Source organism: Micromonospora sp. bgisy143, assembly GCF_057708145.1.
Map to the genome: position 1 here is coordinate 69,634 of NZ_JBYIRN010000016.1, position 15,737 is coordinate 85,370.

The following is a 15,737-nucleotide window of genomic DNA, read 5'->3' on the forward strand; positions in this document are numbered from 1 at the left end:
GCGAGGGCGTCACGCGAGGGCGTCACGCGAGGGCGTCACGCGAGGGCGTCACGCGAGGGCGTCACGCGAGGGCGTCACGCGAGGGCGTCGCGCGAGGGCGTCGCGCGAGGGCGTCGCGCGAGGGCGTCGCGCGAGGGACGGGGTGTGGGCTACCGCTGGGTAGGGGTGCGAGCGTAGCGTCGCGGGCGTGGAAGCGGACGTGTTGGGGCCGCCTTACGAGCGGCAGACGATCGACCTGGGCACCGACGACGAAGGTCCTGTTGTCGCGACCCTGGTCCGGCGGCGGGCCGAGCGCCCGACCGGGCGGGCGGTGCTCTACGTGCACGGGTTCGTCGACTACTTCTTCCAGACTCACCTGGCTGACTTCTTCGCCGCGCGTGGTTGGGACTTCTACGCGCTCGACCTGCGCAAATACGGCCGCAGTCTGCTCGCGCACCAGACGCCGAATTTCTGCCGCGACATCAGCGACTACTTCCCGGAGCTGGACGCCGCCGCCGAGATCATCCGTGGTGCGGACGAGCACGACACCCTGCTGGTGATGGGCCACTCCACCGGCGGCCTGATCATCTCGCTCTGGGCCGACGCCCGCCGCGACGCCGGCGTCGTCGACGGCCTGGTCCTCAACAGCCCCTTCTTCGACCTGAACGCTCCCTGGGCGGTCCGTCGACCCCTCGCGGCCGCCGTCGCCCGGCTGGGCCGCAGGGCGCCGCACCGCATCCTGCCCTTGGGCCTGGGCACGGTGTACGGCGAGAGCCTGCACTCCGACCACCGCGGCGAGTGGACCTATGACCTGGCCTGGAAGCCGCTGGCCGGGTTCCCGGTGCGGGCCGGCTGGCTGAACGCGATCCGCACCGGCCAGCGTCGGCTGCGCGCCGGTCTGAACATCCCGGTGCCGGTGCTGCTGGCCTGCTCGACCCGCTCCTTCCGGGGCACCAGGTGGCACGACAACGCCACCCTCGCCGACGCGGTGCTGGACGTCGAACACATGGTCAAGTACGCGCCCCGCCTCGGCCAGCACGTCACCCTGGCCCGCTTCGACGGCGGGTTGCACGACCTCACCCTCTCCGGCCCTGCCGTACGCGCCAAGGTCTTCGACGAGGTCGGCCGCTGGGCCGAGGCGTTCCTGGCCGCCGGCCCCACCGCCCCCGCCGACGACAACGACAACACCGACACCGACACCGACACCGACACCGACACGCCCACGCTGCCACGAAGTCGCCGCCCGACTACCGGCCGCGCGGAGGCGACCACGGTCGGCGACTGACCCGCGCCCACTCGGGTGACCGGCCGCGCCGAAGCCACGTTTAGCGACTGATCGACCCGACCGGGACGGAACAGGACGCGCTGAGCGATCGACGGTGCTCGGGCCTGATCAGCCCCTGAAGCCAAGGCGCGCTCATGCGGCTGATCCGTCGCGCTCGCTCGACCGGCAGCGCCGAAGCGACGGCGGTCCGCAGCGGCGCGCGCCGAGTTTCAGACGTCGCCGTACGGGCCGGTCCGCAGCGGCGCGCGCCGAATTTCAGACGTCGCCGTGCGCGGCCGACAGGACGGCGGCGATCCGGTCGAAAGTCGCCACCGGGTGCCCGCCGACGCCGGGCAGGACCAGGCCGAGGCAGTACAGCGACACGTCGCCCGCAGGGTCGGCCCGCACGACGAAGACGGGCGCGCCGACGTACCCCGGGGGTAGTTCCGTGGTGATCCGCACGTCGTCCCCGTCCCGGACCACGCGCTCGATCGCCACCTCCAGCGGGCGGGAGCCGTCCTCGCGTACCCCATGGGCCAGGACGAAGGCGGTGCTGGCGTCGGCGACGGCCTCGGGCCCGGCGGCGATCCCCGCCGGTACCGGCTGCACCCGCCACCGCCAGCCGCCGTCGCCGGCGTGGCGGTGCAGGCCAGCGGTCGGCAGCACCGCGACCCCGTCGCCCGGAAACCTGGACCAACCGGGCACGATCTCGCCCTGCGCGACGGCGTCCGGCGCGACGCCCGCCGGCTCGGTGACGCTCGCCCGCAGGCCCAACTCACCGCCCGCCGCACCGACGAGGTCGGCCGCCGTCAGGAGCGCCTCCCCCACCGGGTCGTCGCCGCCCTGGAAGAAGAAGGCGGTGCCGTAGGCGTCGGCCGTCCGGTAGGGCAGGATCGCCCGACCGACGACCTGGCACAGCTCGTAGGCGACGCTGCTCTCGGCGTCGGGGTCCAGCAACACCAGCCGAGGGTACGGGGAGACGACCGGCCTCCTCGCGGGAACCCGGATGCCGACCGGAGCCGCCTCGTGAGACTCTGCACGGCAACGTGGAGGCGGCACCCATCGACCCGATGCGCGGTGGGTCGGCGGTACCCTTCTGGCGCGACTTCCACGCCGCGCGCCCGTAGCTCAGCGGATAGAGCAGGGGACTTCTAATCCCAAGGCCGCAGGTTCGAATCCTGCCGGGCGCACCTCCACCACCGCAGGTAAACGGGCTGCCGCGCCCGATCCCGTCGATCACCTCGCCCCCGTACAGCCGAGTCAGCCGAAGTGGTGCTTCGCGGACTCGTCCAGGACAGCCCGTTCGATATCCGGCCGGACGTGAGCGTAGGTGTTCATGGTCAGCGAGGAGCGGAACCGATGCCTCGGCCGAGGACCGACAGAGAAGAGCTTGAGGCAGAGGAGCGGTACGTGGCAGACGAGGTATTCCCGAGTGATCTTTCCGGCCACTTCTGGACGACTCTTGAACACCCGCCTGAACTCGACCGATGGCGCTTCGAGATCATCGACTACCAGAACAACGTCCTGCTCAGTGGTTTGGCCTGTAGCGAGCAGCAGGCCGCGGCCATCGTCAACGCATGGCACCAGGTGATCGCAACGTCACCAGACGAAGAGGACCTCAGCATGGATTGGGTCGCCCCGCTGCCGCTCACGGAGACTGACCCTGCGCCTGATGTTTCTGATCCACGCCAATGCACACAAGGACTGACGTCGCGTCGGCCGTCAGGAACAGCTGGAGATAGTAGGGACGGTCGAGTTGCGGCAGCAGCCGACAGATGACGGATTCTGCGCCTCTCCCAGCAGGGAGGGCAGCTCACACGCGGAGGAAACGTGGGATACGAGCTTCACATCAGTCGGGCCGAGGAGTATTACGACAGCGAAGAGCGCCCCATCGCCCTCCAGGATTGGTTGTCCTACGCGGAGGGCAACCCCGCGCTCAGGGCAGGCGAGTGGCTCGGCTGGGGTGAGGAGCGCCAGTCCATTTTCGAGTACACCTGCGGTGATGGAAGCGTGGTTTCGCTGACCTGGTTCGAAGGTGGCATCACCATCAAGGGTCACTTCGACAGCGACCCTTACCGGGAGTTCGGAGCCATTGCCGGGGACTTGAGAGCCAACCTCCAAGGCGACGACGGAGAGCGATACACCGCCGATGGGGTCCTTCCGTCCGTCCGGTGAACCGTGGGGCCTCATCCAAGGTTCCTCTGCGCCGTGTTGGTTTGTGCGCCGAGCACCGATTCACGGCAGGCTGGCACGATGCGGAAATTGACCTTCGGAATGAGCGTGAGTCTGGACGGCTACGTCGCCGCGCCCGGTGACGACCTTGGTTGGGGTGTGCCGAGCGACGAACTGTTCCAGTGGTGGTCCGACCGGGTGGCGGCAACCGGCACGGCGCTGTACGGACGCCGACTCTGGGAGGCGATGAGCTCCCACTGGCCGACCGCCGACCAGCAGCCCGGTGCCACCCCGGCGGTGATCGAGTTCGCCGGCCGCTGGCGAGACATGCCGAAGGTGGTCTTCTCGTCGACGATCGACACGGTCGACTGGAACGCCCGCCTGGTCACCGGCGACGCGGTCACCGAAATCAGGCGGCTCAAGGACGAGGACGGCGGTTCGTTGGACATCGCCGGCGCCACCCTCGCGGCGGCGGCGATGCGGGAAGGGCTGATCGACGAGTACGCGATCGTCACCCATCCGGTCATCATCGGTGGTGGCAAACCGTTCTTCACCGCCCTTGACAAGTGGGTGAACCTGACCCTGGTGGAAACCCGGACGTTCCCCGGGGGCGTGCTGCTGACCAGGTACGAGACCAAGAACTGAGCGGCCAGCCTAGGGGCCGTGCTAGGTCAAATCGAGGTAATGCTCCACTGAGCGATGTACCGGTCCGGCGCATTCGGTGAGCGTGAACTGACGATGGTCCTGGAAGGGATGGACGGTGACCGCGACGGTGCTGGCGTCGTCGAAGCGCAGGGTGAAGACGGGATCGAAGTCGCACAGGAACGCGAAGCCGTCGCGGTCGTCGTCGGAGTCGCTGACCAGGTGGCCGTGAGCGTCCCAGCCGGCGTCGGTGGCGGTGATCACGACGGCGACTTCGACGGGGCCGAACATGATCGAAGTGTTGGCCCACCAGTCCAGCCAGCAGCGGCCCTCGAATCGGTCCATGCCGCCACCTCCTCGCGGAGTCGTCGTGCTCACCCCGCCCGCCGCCGGCCGCGCACCGACCTGTGTCGATCCTGCTTCTCAGCGCCACCAACGAACGTCGTGATGGCGTCGCGAAGGAGGCGGTACGGGTCGCGCGGCTTGAGGTCGGAGTCGGAGAAGGGTGGCACGGCAAGGAGTTGCGTCAGAACGCTTACCAGCCGCTCCCGTTCCACTCGCAGGCTCGACCACGCCGAGTCAGGTAACCGCAGCACGTTGGCGAGCAGATCCCCCGGGTAATAGTCGCCCTCCGCCAGCGGATCCCGAAGGAGTACGTCGACCGCGCGAGGCAGCAGGGCGGACACGCCGATCTGCTGCCCGAGCATGATCCCCAGGTCTTCGACCGCGAACTCAGCCAACGGCTTACGCCGCAACTCCGTGCAGCGCGTGACGAGAAAGGTGGCGTCCGGACCGGGATCCGGCCAGACGTCCCGCTCAAGCTCCTCGATCGTTGTCACGGCGGTCAGCGTAGTTCGCTCGGTAGAGGTTTTGCTTGCCCTCCTCGATCTGCTGGGCGAGTAGGTCGGCCAACTGCCGAGAGAGAGGCGAGTTGTTGAGCGAGCTTGTCATGGGCGGGAATGTGCCCGACCAGTCGGAAGATGTCACAGCCCGCCGCTACGTTCTCCCGGCCACCCCGACAGGGGCGAGATAACGGCCGACCGGAGGACTTCTGTGGGTGTCCTGTACGACTACTTTCGCGCTCCTGACGATGAAGCCGTCGCAAAGCTGATGGCCGTCACCGACGGCGAGCCGGTGGTACGCGAAGGAGACTCCTCCGTCGAGGATGCTGTGGACGGCAAGGGCATCGATCCGAAGGTCATCCTCGGAAGGGTGGTCTCGTTCGCCCTTGACGTGCCATGGAGTTCCGACCTCGTCGGCCAGCAACTCATCTGGCCGGATGACGCCGCGCAGGATCCTGAGCACGAAGGACCGTGGGTCGTCGTCCTGAACGATGGCACCAGAGACGTGCTTGCCGAGATCCCGGACAGCCGCCTACCGGCCCTGGCCGAACAGTGGTCACACATCGAGGAACTGTCCGACTACAGCGACACGCAGCCGGAGGTCATGCTGTCGCGTTTGCGAGAGTTCGTCGACCTGGCCCGTAGAGCACGCACGAACGGGGACAGCATCTACTGCTGGATCTGCCTCTAGCACCGGTCGACACCCGATCACAGCCGGATGACAGTCGCAGGATGGGGTTTACCGGCGCGCCGGGTATGCGATGCAACTCTGGGTGCCTGTCGACCAGCGCTCCCCGCAGTACAGACCGCGATGCCGGCGCTGCGCACGTAGACCTCCCGCTTGTCGATGGCCAGGCCCTTCGCATCGAGGACGTAGCCGGTCAACCACACCCAACCGTGGTACGGGTCGGCTGCGCCGATCGACACGAGCCGGACGCGGAGCACCCTGTCCCCGCCGAACTGCACTGAGCACTCCGGACCGATCAGCACGACATCACCGGCCGTGAACCGGGTCACGGCAGCCACCCGAGAAAGCGGAGCCGAAGGGCCTCCGGCGGCGCCCAGCTCATGTCCTGGCTGGCAGAGGCGAGGCACGTGTCCATGTAGAGGTTCAGCGCACATGAAGCTTCCGCGTACTCGCCCCGCAGTTCCTCTCGTCGCGCTGCGCACGGCCAAGGCCGGTCGCACGTCTCGCACAGCCAGAGCGGCAGGGTCGGTCCATGCCGCGTCATTGGTCCTCGCCCGGCCAGTGGCCCCGACTGATGGGGATGCGGTGACGAGTGTGGCAGGGCAGCTCCGCACCACAGCGGCACACGTAGCGCCAGCGTTTCCAACTCCAGGCCGGACGGTGACGGCGCGCGAGGGTAAGTGCCGTTGACAGCAGGTAGTCATCGAAACGAACCCTTCGCATCCGACCCCCTACCGATTGCCATCCTCTCCATCGTCACCGTAGCGCTATACGTATGTGTACGTCTATAGACGTACCACAGGTCTAGACGTCCATGGACGTGCCATAGGTTGCGTTCATGATCGATCCACTGTCTCCGACGCCGATGTACGTGCAGCTCGCAGACGTGATCGCCAAACGGATCGAGACCGGCGAGCTGCCACCGAAGCGACCGATCCCCAGCGAGTCCACTCTTCAGCAGGAGTACGGCGTCGCCCGCGGCACGGTCCGAGCGGCGGTGCGCCTGCTGCGGGAGCGTGGACTGGTCATGACCGTGCCGCAGCGCGGGACCTACGTCAGCGACAAGTAGGCGACCCGCGAAATATCCCGATGGTGGTCTACGGGCGCTCCCACCGACGGCGTTAATAGGGCGTGACGTTCGAGGAATACGCGTTCGCCCGTACATCGGCGCTGGTGCGGCTCGCCCGGCTGCTGACCGGCGACGAGCACCGGGCCGAGGACCTGGTCCAGGATGTCCTGGCCCGGGCGTACGCCCGCTGGGGTCGTATTTCGCGGACGGATCAGCCGGACGCCTACGTCCGGCGCATGCTCGTCAACGCCCACCACTCGTGGTGGCGTCGCCGCAGCAGCCGGGAGGTCAGCGTCGCCGCGGTACTCGACCGGGCGGGCGACGTGGACGAGGCCGCCGGCGTCGCCGAGCGCGACGCGCTGTGGCGACTCGTCCGTGACCTGCCGGCGCGGCAGCGCACCGTGATCGTCCTGCGCTACTACGAGGATCTCGACGACACGGCGATCGCCGAGATCCTCGCCTGCTCGACCGGCACGGTACGCACGCACGCCAAGCGCGCCCTGACGGCGCTGCGCAGACGGCAGGAAGCACCAACCCCCGCACGGGCAGGAGACCTCTGATGGTCAGCGACCTCGATCGGCAGCTCATCGCCACGCTCACGCATCGCGCCGGTGGCGACGTCGACCCGACCCCCATCGTCGAGCAGGCCCGTCGCCGCGGTCGTCGGCTGCGGCGGCGTCAGAACGGGCTGCTCGTCGCGGGCACGGCGGCGGCGTGTGTCGCCCTCGCCGCGTTGGTCAGCACCATGGCGACGGCCGGAGACCCAAGGCCGCCAGCCACGGCGCTCCTGCTGCCGGAGGCAACCGTGCAGAACGGGCTGGCCGTTGGCGCAGACCCCACGACCGTGCACTTCTCGGCGGACGCACTGGTGGGCGGCGCCGAATCCGCGACGTGGCGCGCGGGGCGGGGCTCCGAGAGCGTCGAGTTCCGGGGCCCGGCCGGCTCGGCCCGTTTCGCGCTGGCCCGCAGCATCGCAGCGCTCGACGCGTTGCCGCAGACCCTGTCCTCGTCCGGCCGGCCGCAGCCCCGGACCGACGTGCGGGTCGGCAACCTGCCCGGGGTCGCCTGGTTCGATCCGTCCGGCGACCAGAAGCTGTGGTTCGTCCGCTGGCAGCCGGCCGACGGGCTCTGGGCGCAGTTGGACACGTACGCGGCCACCAGCGCAGAGGCCGTTGCCACGGCGGGCCAGGTGCGGTTCGACGGTGCCCGCCGCTGCGTGGTGCCGTTCCGTCTGGAGTCGCTGCCGGCCGGCGCGCGGCTGCTCGAATGTACGGTCACGTTCGGCCGATCGGGGAAGGGCGCGTTCGTAGAGGGTTCGCTCGTCGTCGGCGACGACGCCGGCCGCTGGCTGACGGTCCGGGCGCAGCCCGCTCCGAGCCACCGGGTCAGGTCCGCCGACCTCGTCGCGGGCCCCTACCGGGCCCGTCGACAGGGTGACGACGTCCTGGAGATGACCGTCGAACCCTGCTTTGTCGAGGCATTCCGCGAGGGCTGGGGGAACGGCTACACCGAGGCGGAGGGCCTGGTGATCCTCGGCGGATACCGGCCGACCGGCGACGTGAACCATCCCGACACCTGGCGGTAAGGCCAACCAGACTGACCGGAATCCGGTGCCGGCCCGTCGCGGCGGTGCCATATGCTGCCCGCGTTCGACACGGGGGCACGGGGAGAAACACATGCGACGGTACGGCTGGGCGGCGCTCACGGCTGCGGTCCTCACGGCGACGCTGGCGGGCTGCGGCACGCCCGCCGGCACCGACGGTGACCTGGCGGACGACTGGCGACCGATGGCGGCGGCGCAGCAGTTCGTCCCGAAGGCCGACGAGTGTCACCTCACCGGCGAGACAACGTCGTACCTGACCAGCTACTCCCCCGTCGACTGCGCGAAGACCCACCGGGTGGAAACCATCTACGTGGGCACCTTCACCGGCGCTCTGGCCGCCCGCACCGCGCCACCCAAGACGGATTCGGCGACGCTGCGGTCGACCTTCGCCGACTGCGACAAACGCGCGAAGCAGTTCGCGGGCGGCGACTGGCGCGATGCCCGACTGTCGGTGCAGGTCACGCTTGCGTCGCCACTGGCCTGGTCGGGTGGCGCTCGCTGGTACCGGTGCGACATCTTCGAGTTGGACGAGGTAAGCGGACCGAACGGCGAGAGCGATGCCGCGATCGAGCGGGCCGGTTCCCTGCGTAACGCTCTGGCCAGCCGTTCCCCGCTGCACTACGGGTGCATGAACGAAGACAAGTGGAATCTGCTGCGGCCGGTCGCCTGCACCGTCGGACATCAGTTCGAGTACGTCGGCACCTGGACGGCACCGGATCGCTCCTGGACTGACGCGACCCGGGACGACGACTCGGTCCACGCGGCCTGCCGGAAGGTCATCGCCCGTTACGCGAAGGTGCCGGTGGACGGTAACCTCGTCTACCGCACCGGGACCTCGTACCGCTTTCCGAACCGTCCCCTGTGGGAGCGCGGCGACCGGGGCGTGCGCTGCTACTACTGGTCCGGCGGCGCCATGGTCAAGCGCTCGATCGCCGGTGGCGGCACGAAGGCGTTGCCGATCCAGTACGAGTAAGGCGGCTCAGTTCGGTTCCAGCAGCGCCGCCAGCGCGGCGTCGCCCTGCCCGAGCTGCGACCCACCGGGTGACGCCACCACCAGGAACCGCCGGCAGGCGTCGAGTTCCACGTACCACTGGGGCCCGTTGTCGTCGACGGCCCGGAGCACCGCGAAGCGGGACGCCGGGGTGGCGCAGTCGGCCGCCGGTCGGGTGCCTGCGAGGGCCCGCAGCACGTCCGCCTGCCGCTCGGGCTTGAGCGGCCGGCCGTACACGAAGTCACCGGCCGGTTTGCCGCCGCCGCGCTCGGACGGGGGCACCTGGTAGACGCAGAGGCGCAGCGGACCGACCTTCGGGCCGGCGGCGCCGGGCGCGACGCGGCCGGGACGGCCCAGGGTGCTCTCCACCCACACCATGTCCGCCCACCGCTGCGCGCATCCGGCGGCCTCGGCCTCCGGAGATTCGACCTGCCCGACGGTACGGCTGTCGACGGTGGTCAGCCGCAGGCCGTCCAGCGCCGCGCGGACCTCCGGGCGCGGCTTGCCGCAGGCGTTCGTCGGCAGGTACGGCCGCAGCCACCGGCCCTTCTCGTCGAGCAGCGCCAGCCAGGGCGGGACCAGCATGTCGGCCGTGCAGCGGATCTCTCCCCGACCCCGTTCCTCGTCGGCCAGTCCCAGCGCGGCCACCAGCGGGCCGATGTCGTCGGCGCGGCGCTCGACGGCCACCTGCTCCCGACCACCGGCGGCCCCCGGCACGACGTCGCGGCCGCACAGCACGGCGGTGACCGGGGTGAACGCCGGGTCGATCCGTCCGGCGCGCGGCTCCCCGCCGGCCGGCGGCGGCGTCCCCGGTCCCCGGGGCACGGGCAGGACGCCCGCCTGCGGCGCGATCTCGGCGCAGGAGGTCCACTTCTCGGCGATCTCGGCCGGGCCGGGGCCCTTCGGCGGGTCGCCCGGCCGGGCGCAGCCGGTCAGTGCCAGGCCGCACAGCCCCAGGCCGAGCAGCGTCGCCACCAGTGTCGTTCCGCCCGAGCGCATCCCGCTCACCACCTCTCCGCCGCGAAATACGACGGACGGGCGTGCGCCGGGGTTCCCGCGTGACGTCGCCGACCATCGCCGACGCCCCCCGACGGAGCCGGAGTGTCCGTTGCGCAGAATGGGCGGATGGCACATCTGGGACTGGTCGCGGTGCTGGTGAACGAGTACGACGAGGCGATCGACTTCTACGTCGGCGGGCTCGGCTTCGAGTTGGTGGAGGACACGCCCCGCCCGGACGGCTCACGCTGGGTGGTCGTACGCCCTCCCGGAGCGCGGGAGACGGCCCTGCTGCTGGCTCGGGCGAGCACCGCCGAACAGCGGGCGCGGGTGGGCGACCAGACCGGTGGCCGGGTCGGCCTGTTCCTGCACACCGAGGACTTCGCCGCAGCTCACGCCCGGATGGTCGCGGCCGGCGTACGGTTCCTGGAGGAGCCGCGACACGAGGCGTACGGCTCGGTGGCGGTCTTCGTCGACCTCTACGGCAACCGCTGGGACCTGATCCAGCCCCGCAGCGCAGAGTGACGACAAGGCGACACCACGCATCCGGTAGGTGAACGCTCACCATCCGCCATGCTATTCTCCGATGTCGATCTCCGCCGTGCGGACCCGGGACCGGGTCGTTGTCGGAAGGACGCCTCCCGATGCCGGCGACAGCCGCCCCGACCATGCCACCGCCCGCCCTCGACAATCCGGCCGGCGGGGCGTTCAGTTTCATCTTCACCACCCTGCCGGCTCTGCTGCGGCTGACGTGCGGACTGGTCGGTGCCGCCGTGGCGTTGTCGGTGCGTACCCCGCCGGTGGACGCGGCCCTGCTGCTGCCCGGTGTGACCGCGCTGACCGGGTGGTCGCTCTGGTACGCGGTCCGCGCGCTGCGCCACGGGATCACGCCGGCGCTGGTCGCCGGTGACGTCGCGATCACCGCGGCGGCCTGCCTGCTCATCCCCCGCCTGGTGGCGCCCGAGGTGCTGCCCGGCGAGGGCAGTTGGATCGCGGTGCTCGCCAGCACCACGGTGATCAACGCGCAGGCCACCGCCAGGGCCCGCTGGTCGATCCCGGCCGGCCTGCTGGTCACCGCCACGTACGTGGTCGGAGCGCAGATGGCCGGCAACGTCACCGAGGCCCGGGCGCACGCCGCCACCCTGCTCGTGCAGACGGCCTGCACCGCGATGATGACGGCGGTGATGCGCCGCCGGATCGGTCGGGCCGACCACGCGTTCGCCGAGCACCAGCGGCTCACCCGGGAGGCGCTGGTCGCCCGGACCGCCCGGGAGGCGGAGCGCCAGCAGAACCGGGACCTGCACGACACGGTGCTCGGCACCCTGACCATGGTGGGGCTGGGCGCGGTCCCCGGTCCGTCCGCCACGTTCCGTGAACGGTGCGCCGCCGACCTGCGTACCCTCGTCGCGTTGACCGACCCCAACCCGGCGCCCGGCGACGGGCCGGTGCCGCTCGACGAGCGGTTGCGCACGGTTCCCGACCGGCTGCCCGAGCTGCCGGTGAGCCTGGAGCTGGCCGCCTGCGCGGTACCCGCCGGGGTGGCCGACGCGATCACCGAGAGCGCCTACGCGGCGCTGTCCAACGTGGTCCGGCACGCCCCGGGCGCGCGGGCCACGCTGCGGCTGAGCCGCGACGCGGCCACCGTCGTGGCCGAGGTGGTCGACGACGGCCCGGGGTTCGACCCGGCCACCGTCCCCGCGCACCGGTACGGGCTGCGCGAGTCGATCCACGGGCGGATGGCGGCGGTCGGCGGGCGGGCCGAGGTGTGTTCCGCGCCCGGCGCCGGCACCCGGATTCGACTGGAGTGGCCCGGTGACGGCTGACCTCGGCGCGACGGCGGACCGCACCGGCATTCGTGCCCTACCGGTGCCTCGACCCGGCCCGGTCGACGGGCCCGAGCAGCCGGTGCTCGCCGCGCCGGCCGCCGTGGCCCAGGCCTCCGATCGGGGAGCCCGGATCGTCGCCGTCGCCATCGCGCTGGCCTGGCACGTCGCGATCGGGTTGCCGGCGGTGTTGGCGACCCGATCGCAGTTCGTCGCGCCCACGGTGGTGGTGGGCGGCTGGGTGCTGGTCGCGGTGACCGGGGCGGTGGCCGGTGTCCGGCTGCTGCGCGGCACACCGCTGCCGCCGTGGCCGCTCGCCGGGGTACTGGTCGCCGTCGACGCGGCGGTCTTCGCCGCGGTCGGCGAGCAGCAGCTGTTCACCGCCGCCAACTGGGTGTGGGGCACGCTCGGCTGGTTCTTCGTGCTCGCGCTCTGGGGACGGCGGGTCAGCGGGCTCGTCGCGCTGCTGACCGCCCACGCGTTGATCGCGCTCGCCGCCGTCCTCGCGTACGCGCCGAGCGCGGCCGACCTGGCCCGCTACACCATGTACGTCTACGGCACGTTCTCGCTGCCGGTGGCGGTCTTCGCCGGTAGCGCGGTGATCGTCGGCCTGGCCCGGGACCGGGCCGCCGCCGCTGCGGCGATGCACACGATCGCCGCCGAACGGGCTGCCGCCGAGCAGGGCCGGCAGGACCGCCGCGACCGGCTCGCCCTGGTGGGCGCGGCGGCCGGGCGGGTGCTCGGCGAGTTGGCCGCCGGCGAGGCGGACCCGGCCGACCCGGAGGTGCAGCGCCGGTCCGTGTTGGCCGCGGCCCGGCTGCGCCGCCTGATCGCCGAATCCGACGACGTGCCCGACCCGCTCCTGCACGAGCTACGGGCCGCCGCCGACCTGGCCGAACGCAACGGGCTGCCGATCGACCTGGTCGCCATCGGCAACCCGCCGCCGTTGCCGGTCCAGATCCGCCGCCGGTTGGCCGACCCGCTCACCAGCCTGCTCGCCGACGCCCGGGGGTGGGCCCGTCTGACCGTGGTGTCCGGCCCGGACGAGGTGGTGGTCAGCCTCGTCACGCCGGACCGGGAGGGACCGGACGCGACCGGCCCGCCCCGGGAACCGGACGACGGGCCGGTGCAGCACCTTTACGAACGGGACGGGGACATCAGATGGGCGCAGACCCGGTGGGCGGGGTGACCGGTGACCGGCCGGTCGGGGTGGCGATCGTCGACGACCACCCGGTGGTCGTCGAGGGGGTACGCGCCTGGCTCGCCAGTGAACCGCGACTGACCGTGCTGGCCACCGGCGACGATCCGGACGAGGTGCTGCGCGCCGCGCCGGACGCCGACGTGGTCCTGCTCGACCTGCGACTGCACGGCCGGATGGCGCTGGACAAGCTGGCCGAGCTGAGTGCCACCGGGCGGCGGGTGGTGGTCTACTCGGAGCACACCGACCCGGAGACGATGCTCGCCGCGCTGGACGCCGGGGCGGTGGCCTTCCTGGCCAAGCACGAGGGCCGCGAGCACTGCGTGGCGACCGTGCTGGCCGCGGCGAGCGACCGCCCGTACGTGCCTCCGGCGCTGGCCGGGGCGATGGTCGGCGACCCGAGACCGGACCGGCCGATGCTGTCCGACAAGGAGCGGGAAGCCCTGTTGCTCTGGTTCCAGTCGATGTCCAAGGCGTCGGTGGCGCGCCGCATGCAGATCAGCGAGCACACCGTGAAGCAGTACGTCGACCGCGCGCGGATCAAGTACACCCGGGCGGGGCGACCGGCAGCCACAAAGGCGGCGCTGCTCGCCCGTGCGATCGAGGACGGCCTCGTCCGCCCGGAGGAGATCGGCATCTACCGGTCACAGGCGACGCACGACCGGCCGACCCCCTAACGGGCGTCATGACAGTGGCCGACGGATCGGCGAAGCTCAACGCACAGCCAGTTAATCGGGAGGTCGTGACGATGCATGCCGACGCGTCCCCCTTCTTCATCGGCCCGCACCGGTTCGATGCGCCGGACGACGACGCCGGCCCCACCCTCGACCGGCGGTACGACATGCGCCCGCTGCCCGGCGAGAAGGTGCTCGGGCGGCACCGGCTGCTCGTGGCCGGCTACCTGCTGGGGCCGACGGAGACACGGCGCGCCTGGCAACTCCCCGGCCCCGTCACGGTGACCGTCACTGACCAGCGGATCTGCTGGGTGGGCACCGGCTCACAGCTCTCGCTGGTCGCCGACGAGGCGCCCCGGCCCCGGCCCACCGGGCGGCTGACCGGGCTGATGACCGGCCAGATCCGCTGGCAGTGGCCGTCCCGGCTGGAGCTTCCGCCCACGGACCCGGCGCAGCTGATGATCGTCTGCGACGCGTTGCGGACCATCCAGCAGCCGGCGCTGAGCCTGGGCGGGTCACCGGGCGAGGTTGTCGCGCTGGCCCGGCAGGTCCGCCGGGCGGTGGCCATGTTCCGGCTGACCCGCCCGCAACTGGTGGACCTGTCCGCGCAGGAGCGCGACGTGCTGCTGCTGCGGGCCGGCCCCGCGCTGCTCGCCGGGGAACCCCGGATCACCCTGCCCGGCTCGCTGCCGGTGGAGTTCCGCTCCCGCGACGACTACTACCGGTCGGGACCGGAGCCCAGCTCCTGGGACGGCTTCGCCGACGGCACGTCCGGACGTCACTGACGCGAAGCCCGGCCGTACCCGGGTGTCGTTCGTGGCGTACCCCGGCGTCGTTGGCAGCCTGCGCGCGGCCGGCACCAGGTCCGGGCGCGGCCAGCAGCAGGTCTGGACGCGGCCGGCAGCAGGTCCGAGCGGCGGCCGGCAGCAGATCCGAGCGACGGCCGGCGGCAGGTTCGGGCGGCGCCGGCGGGGTGGCCGGGCGTCGTCAGACGCTGGCGGCGCGTTCCTCGCCGTCGGCGTCCAGCGCGGCGGCCTCCTCGGGCGTCGGCGCGCTCCCGCCGAGGTGAGCCGGCAGCCACCAGGTGTCCTCCGGACCGGCGGGCGCATCCGGGTACTCGCGCTGGGCCCGATCCACGAGCGCACTCAGGCGGGTCGTCAGCTCGGCGGCCAGCACGTTCGGGTCCGGAAAGTCCGCCGGCAGGATCGGCTCGCCGATGATGATCGTGATGGGCGTGTGCCGGCGGGTGAGCGTGCGGGGCCGGCCCTTGGTCCAGAGCCGCTGGGTGCCCCACAGCGCGACCGGCAGCACCGGCACCTTCGCCGAACGGGCCATCCGGACGGTGCCGCTCTTGAGTTCCTTGACCGTGAACGACCGGCTGATGGTGGCCTCCGGGAAGACGCCCACCACCTCGCCGCGCTTGAGCGCGTCGACGGCCGCCCGGAACGAGGCCGCGCCGGCCTGCCGGTCCACCGGGATGTGGCGCATGCCGCGCATCAGCGGGCCGGAGATCCGGTGTGCGAACACCGACTGCTTGGCCATGAAGCGGACGAGCCGACCCGAGGGGTTCGCGCCCAGGCCCGCGAAGATGAAGTCGAGGTAGCTGACGTGGTTGCTGGCCAGCACCGCCCCGCCCGTGCGGGGTACGTGGTGGGCACCCTCGATGGTGATCTTCAGGTCGAGGACCCGGAACAGCGTCTTGGCAGCGGCGATAACGGGCGGGTACACGAGCTCCGGCATCCGCAGAATCTACCGTGTCCGGCTGGGGATCGCCTGGGTGGCGGCCCGGCGGCGAC

20 protein-coding genes and 1 tRNA gene are annotated in these 15,737 nt (G+C 71.4%); 15 read left to right on the top strand and 6 right to left on the bottom strand.

From position 1 onward, the window contains the following. Positions 1-187 precede the first annotated feature (187 nt). Entirely contained in the window at positions 188-1,264 is a 1,077-nt protein-coding gene (locus tag AC3EN4_RS19415) for an alpha/beta hydrolase (protein WP_435207198.1), read from the top strand. Between the two features lie 255 nt (positions 1,265-1,519). Here AC3EN4_RS19415 and AC3EN4_RS19420 read toward each other — a convergent pair whose 3' ends face one another. Next, entirely contained in the window at positions 1,520-2,203 is a 684-nt protein-coding gene (locus AC3EN4_RS19420) for a hypothetical protein (protein ID WP_435207199.1), read from the bottom strand. Between the two features lie 157 nt (positions 2,204-2,360). On the opposite strand from AC3EN4_RS19420, the gene AC3EN4_RS19425 reads away from it, so the two are divergent. From AC3EN4_RS19425 to AC3EN4_RS19440, 4 genes are all read left to right on the top strand, one after another. After that, positions 2,361-2,433: transfer RNA gene (locus tag AC3EN4_RS19425), tRNA-Arg, on the top strand. A 220-nt stretch (positions 2,434-2,653) separates the two neighbouring features. Continuing rightward, on the top strand, positions 2,654-3,022 hold the full coding sequence (locus AC3EN4_RS19430; protein WP_435207200.1) for a hypothetical protein: 369 nt from the start codon (positions 2,654-2,656) through the stop codon (positions 3,020-3,022). A 51-nt stretch (positions 3,023-3,073) separates the two neighbouring features. Next, positions 3,074-3,418 carry a hypothetical protein gene (locus AC3EN4_RS19435; protein WP_435207201.1) on the top strand — a complete coding sequence of 115 codons (345 nt, stop codon included), beginning with the start codon at positions 3,074-3,076 and terminating at the stop codon, positions 3,416-3,418. 78 nt (positions 3,419-3,496) lie between these two features. Further along, entirely contained in the window at positions 3,497-4,060 is a 564-nt protein-coding gene (locus AC3EN4_RS19440) for a dihydrofolate reductase family protein (protein WP_435207202.1), read from the top strand. A 21-nt stretch (positions 4,061-4,081) separates the two neighbouring features. Here AC3EN4_RS19440 and AC3EN4_RS19445 read toward each other — a convergent pair whose 3' ends face one another. Both AC3EN4_RS19445 and AC3EN4_RS19450 read right to left on the bottom strand, forming a co-directional pair. Next, positions 4,082-4,402 carry a hypothetical protein gene (locus AC3EN4_RS19445; protein WP_435207203.1) on the bottom strand — a complete coding sequence of 107 codons (321 nt, stop codon included), beginning with the start codon at positions 4,400-4,402 and terminating at the stop codon, positions 4,082-4,084. Positions 4,403-4,431: 29 nt separating this feature from the next. Further along, positions 4,432-4,896, bottom strand: coding sequence for a contact-dependent growth inhibition system immunity protein (locus tag AC3EN4_RS19450; RefSeq protein WP_435207204.1), 465 nt, complete (start codon positions 4,894-4,896; stop codon positions 4,432-4,434). Positions 4,897-5,110: 214 nt separating this feature from the next. Between AC3EN4_RS19450 and AC3EN4_RS19455 the strand changes: the two genes are divergently transcribed. After that, the gene (locus tag AC3EN4_RS19455; protein WP_435207205.1) at positions 5,111-5,590 is read left to right on the top strand and encodes a hypothetical protein; all 480 of its coding nucleotides are present in this window, start codon (positions 5,111-5,113) and stop codon (positions 5,588-5,590) included. Between the two features lie 17 nt (positions 5,591-5,607). On the opposite strand, the gene AC3EN4_RS19460 is transcribed toward AC3EN4_RS19455, so the two are convergent. Beyond that, positions 5,608-5,925, bottom strand: a complete 318-nt coding sequence (locus AC3EN4_RS19460) for a hypothetical protein (protein ID WP_435207206.1) — start codon at positions 5,923-5,925, stop codon at positions 5,608-5,610. A gap of 500 nt (positions 5,926-6,425) precedes the next feature. Here AC3EN4_RS19460 and AC3EN4_RS19465 point away from each other — a divergent pair, with 500 nt between their 5' ends. The 4 genes from AC3EN4_RS19465 to AC3EN4_RS19480 all read left to right on the top strand — a co-directional run bounded on the left by AC3EN4_RS19465 (position 6,426) and on the right by AC3EN4_RS19480 (position 9,232). Beyond that, entirely contained in the window at positions 6,426-6,656 is a 231-nt protein-coding gene (locus AC3EN4_RS19465) for a GntR family transcriptional regulator (protein ID WP_357133660.1), read from the top strand. 62 nt (positions 6,657-6,718) lie between these two features. Beyond that, the gene (locus AC3EN4_RS19470) at positions 6,719-7,216 is read left to right on the top strand and encodes a SigE family RNA polymerase sigma factor (protein WP_435207207.1); all 498 of its coding nucleotides are present in this window, start codon (positions 6,719-6,721) and stop codon (positions 7,214-7,216) included. Next, positions 7,216-8,241, top strand: a complete 1,026-nt coding sequence (locus AC3EN4_RS19475) for a hypothetical protein (protein ID WP_435207208.1) — start codon at positions 7,216-7,218, stop codon at positions 8,239-8,241. The genes AC3EN4_RS19470 and AC3EN4_RS19475 overlap by 1 nt, the downstream gene beginning before the upstream one ends. 91 nt (positions 8,242-8,332) lie before the next feature. Then, positions 8,333-9,232: a septum formation family protein gene (locus AC3EN4_RS19480; RefSeq protein WP_435207209.1), complete on the top strand. Its 900-nt coding sequence runs from the start codon at positions 8,333-8,335 to the stop codon at positions 9,230-9,232. 6 nt (positions 9,233-9,238) lie between these two features. Here the strand turns inward: AC3EN4_RS19480 and AC3EN4_RS19485 are convergent, their stop codons facing one another. Then, positions 9,239-10,258 carry a hypothetical protein gene (locus AC3EN4_RS19485; RefSeq protein WP_435207210.1) on the bottom strand — a complete coding sequence of 340 codons (1,020 nt, stop codon included), beginning with the start codon at positions 10,256-10,258 and terminating at the stop codon, positions 9,239-9,241. Between the two features lie 117 nt (positions 10,259-10,375). Here AC3EN4_RS19485 and AC3EN4_RS19490 point away from each other — a divergent pair, with 117 nt between their 5' ends. The 5 genes from AC3EN4_RS19490 (at position 10,376) to AC3EN4_RS19510 (ending at position 14,726) form a co-directional block, all read left to right on the top strand. After that, positions 10,376-10,771 carry a VOC family protein gene (locus tag AC3EN4_RS19490; RefSeq protein ID WP_422736563.1) on the top strand — a complete coding sequence of 132 codons (396 nt, stop codon included), beginning with the start codon at positions 10,376-10,378 and terminating at the stop codon, positions 10,769-10,771. A 119-nt stretch (positions 10,772-10,890) separates the two neighbouring features. Beyond that, the gene (locus AC3EN4_RS19495) at positions 10,891-12,069 is read left to right on the top strand and encodes a sensor histidine kinase (RefSeq protein ID WP_435207211.1); all 1,179 of its coding nucleotides are present in this window, start codon (positions 10,891-10,893) and stop codon (positions 12,067-12,069) included. Next, on the top strand, positions 12,059-13,258 hold the full coding sequence (locus tag AC3EN4_RS19500) for a hypothetical protein (RefSeq protein ID WP_435207212.1): 1,200 nt from the start codon (positions 12,059-12,061) through the stop codon (positions 13,256-13,258). The genes AC3EN4_RS19495 and AC3EN4_RS19500 overlap by 11 nt, the downstream gene beginning before the upstream one ends. Then, positions 13,231-13,944, top strand: coding sequence for a response regulator transcription factor (locus AC3EN4_RS19505; RefSeq protein ID WP_422736566.1), 714 nt, complete (start codon positions 13,231-13,233; stop codon positions 13,942-13,944). Before AC3EN4_RS19500 ends, AC3EN4_RS19505 begins: the two co-directional genes overlap by 28 nt. Before the next feature lie 71 nt (positions 13,945-14,015). After that, complete coding sequence (locus AC3EN4_RS19510) at positions 14,016-14,726, top strand: hypothetical protein (RefSeq protein ID WP_435207213.1); 711 nt, start codon at positions 14,016-14,018, stop codon at positions 14,724-14,726. A gap of 202 nt (positions 14,727-14,928) precedes the next feature. Here the strand turns inward: AC3EN4_RS19510 and AC3EN4_RS19515 are convergent, their stop codons facing one another. Continuing rightward, positions 14,929-15,681, bottom strand: a complete 753-nt coding sequence (locus AC3EN4_RS19515) for a lysophospholipid acyltransferase family protein (RefSeq protein WP_435207214.1) — start codon at positions 15,679-15,681, stop codon at positions 14,929-14,931. Positions 15,682-15,737 lie beyond the last annotated feature (56 nt).

What these genes read in the sequence shown, in the direction of transcription:
- AC3EN4_RS19490 (WP_422736563.1), top strand. Translation starts at nt 10,376, where the DNA reads ATGGCACATCTGGGACTGGTCGCGGTGCTGGTGAACGAGTACGACGAG.
- AC3EN4_RS19475 (WP_435207208.1), top strand. Translation starts at nt 7,216, where the DNA reads ATGGTCAGCGACCTCGATCGGCAGCTCATCGCCACGCTCACGCATCGC.
- AC3EN4_RS19440 (WP_435207202.1), top strand. Translation starts at nt 3,497, where the DNA reads ATGCGGAAATTGACCTTCGGAATGAGCGTGAGTCTGGACGGCTACGTC.
- AC3EN4_RS19495 (WP_435207211.1), top strand. Translation starts at nt 10,891, where the DNA reads ATGCCGGCGACAGCCGCCCCGACCATGCCACCGCCCGCCCTCGACAAT.
- AC3EN4_RS19445 (WP_435207203.1), bottom strand. Translation starts at nt 4,402, where the DNA reads ATGGACCGATTCGAGGGCCGCTGCTGGCTGGACTGGTGGGCCAACACT.
- AC3EN4_RS19465 (WP_357133660.1), top strand. Translation starts at nt 6,426, where the DNA reads ATGATCGATCCACTGTCTCCGACGCCGATGTACGTGCAGCTCGCAGAC.
- AC3EN4_RS19515 (WP_435207214.1), bottom strand. Translation starts at nt 15,681, where the DNA reads ATGCCGGAGCTCGTGTACCCGCCCGTTATCGCCGCTGCCAAGACGCTG.
- AC3EN4_RS19480 (WP_435207209.1), top strand. Translation starts at nt 8,333, where the DNA reads ATGCGACGGTACGGCTGGGCGGCGCTCACGGCTGCGGTCCTCACGGCG.
- AC3EN4_RS19505 (WP_422736566.1), top strand. Translation starts at nt 13,231, where the DNA reads ATGGGCGCAGACCCGGTGGGCGGGGTGACCGGTGACCGGCCGGTCGGG.
- AC3EN4_RS19510 (WP_435207213.1), top strand. Translation starts at nt 14,016, where the DNA reads ATGCATGCCGACGCGTCCCCCTTCTTCATCGGCCCGCACCGGTTCGAT.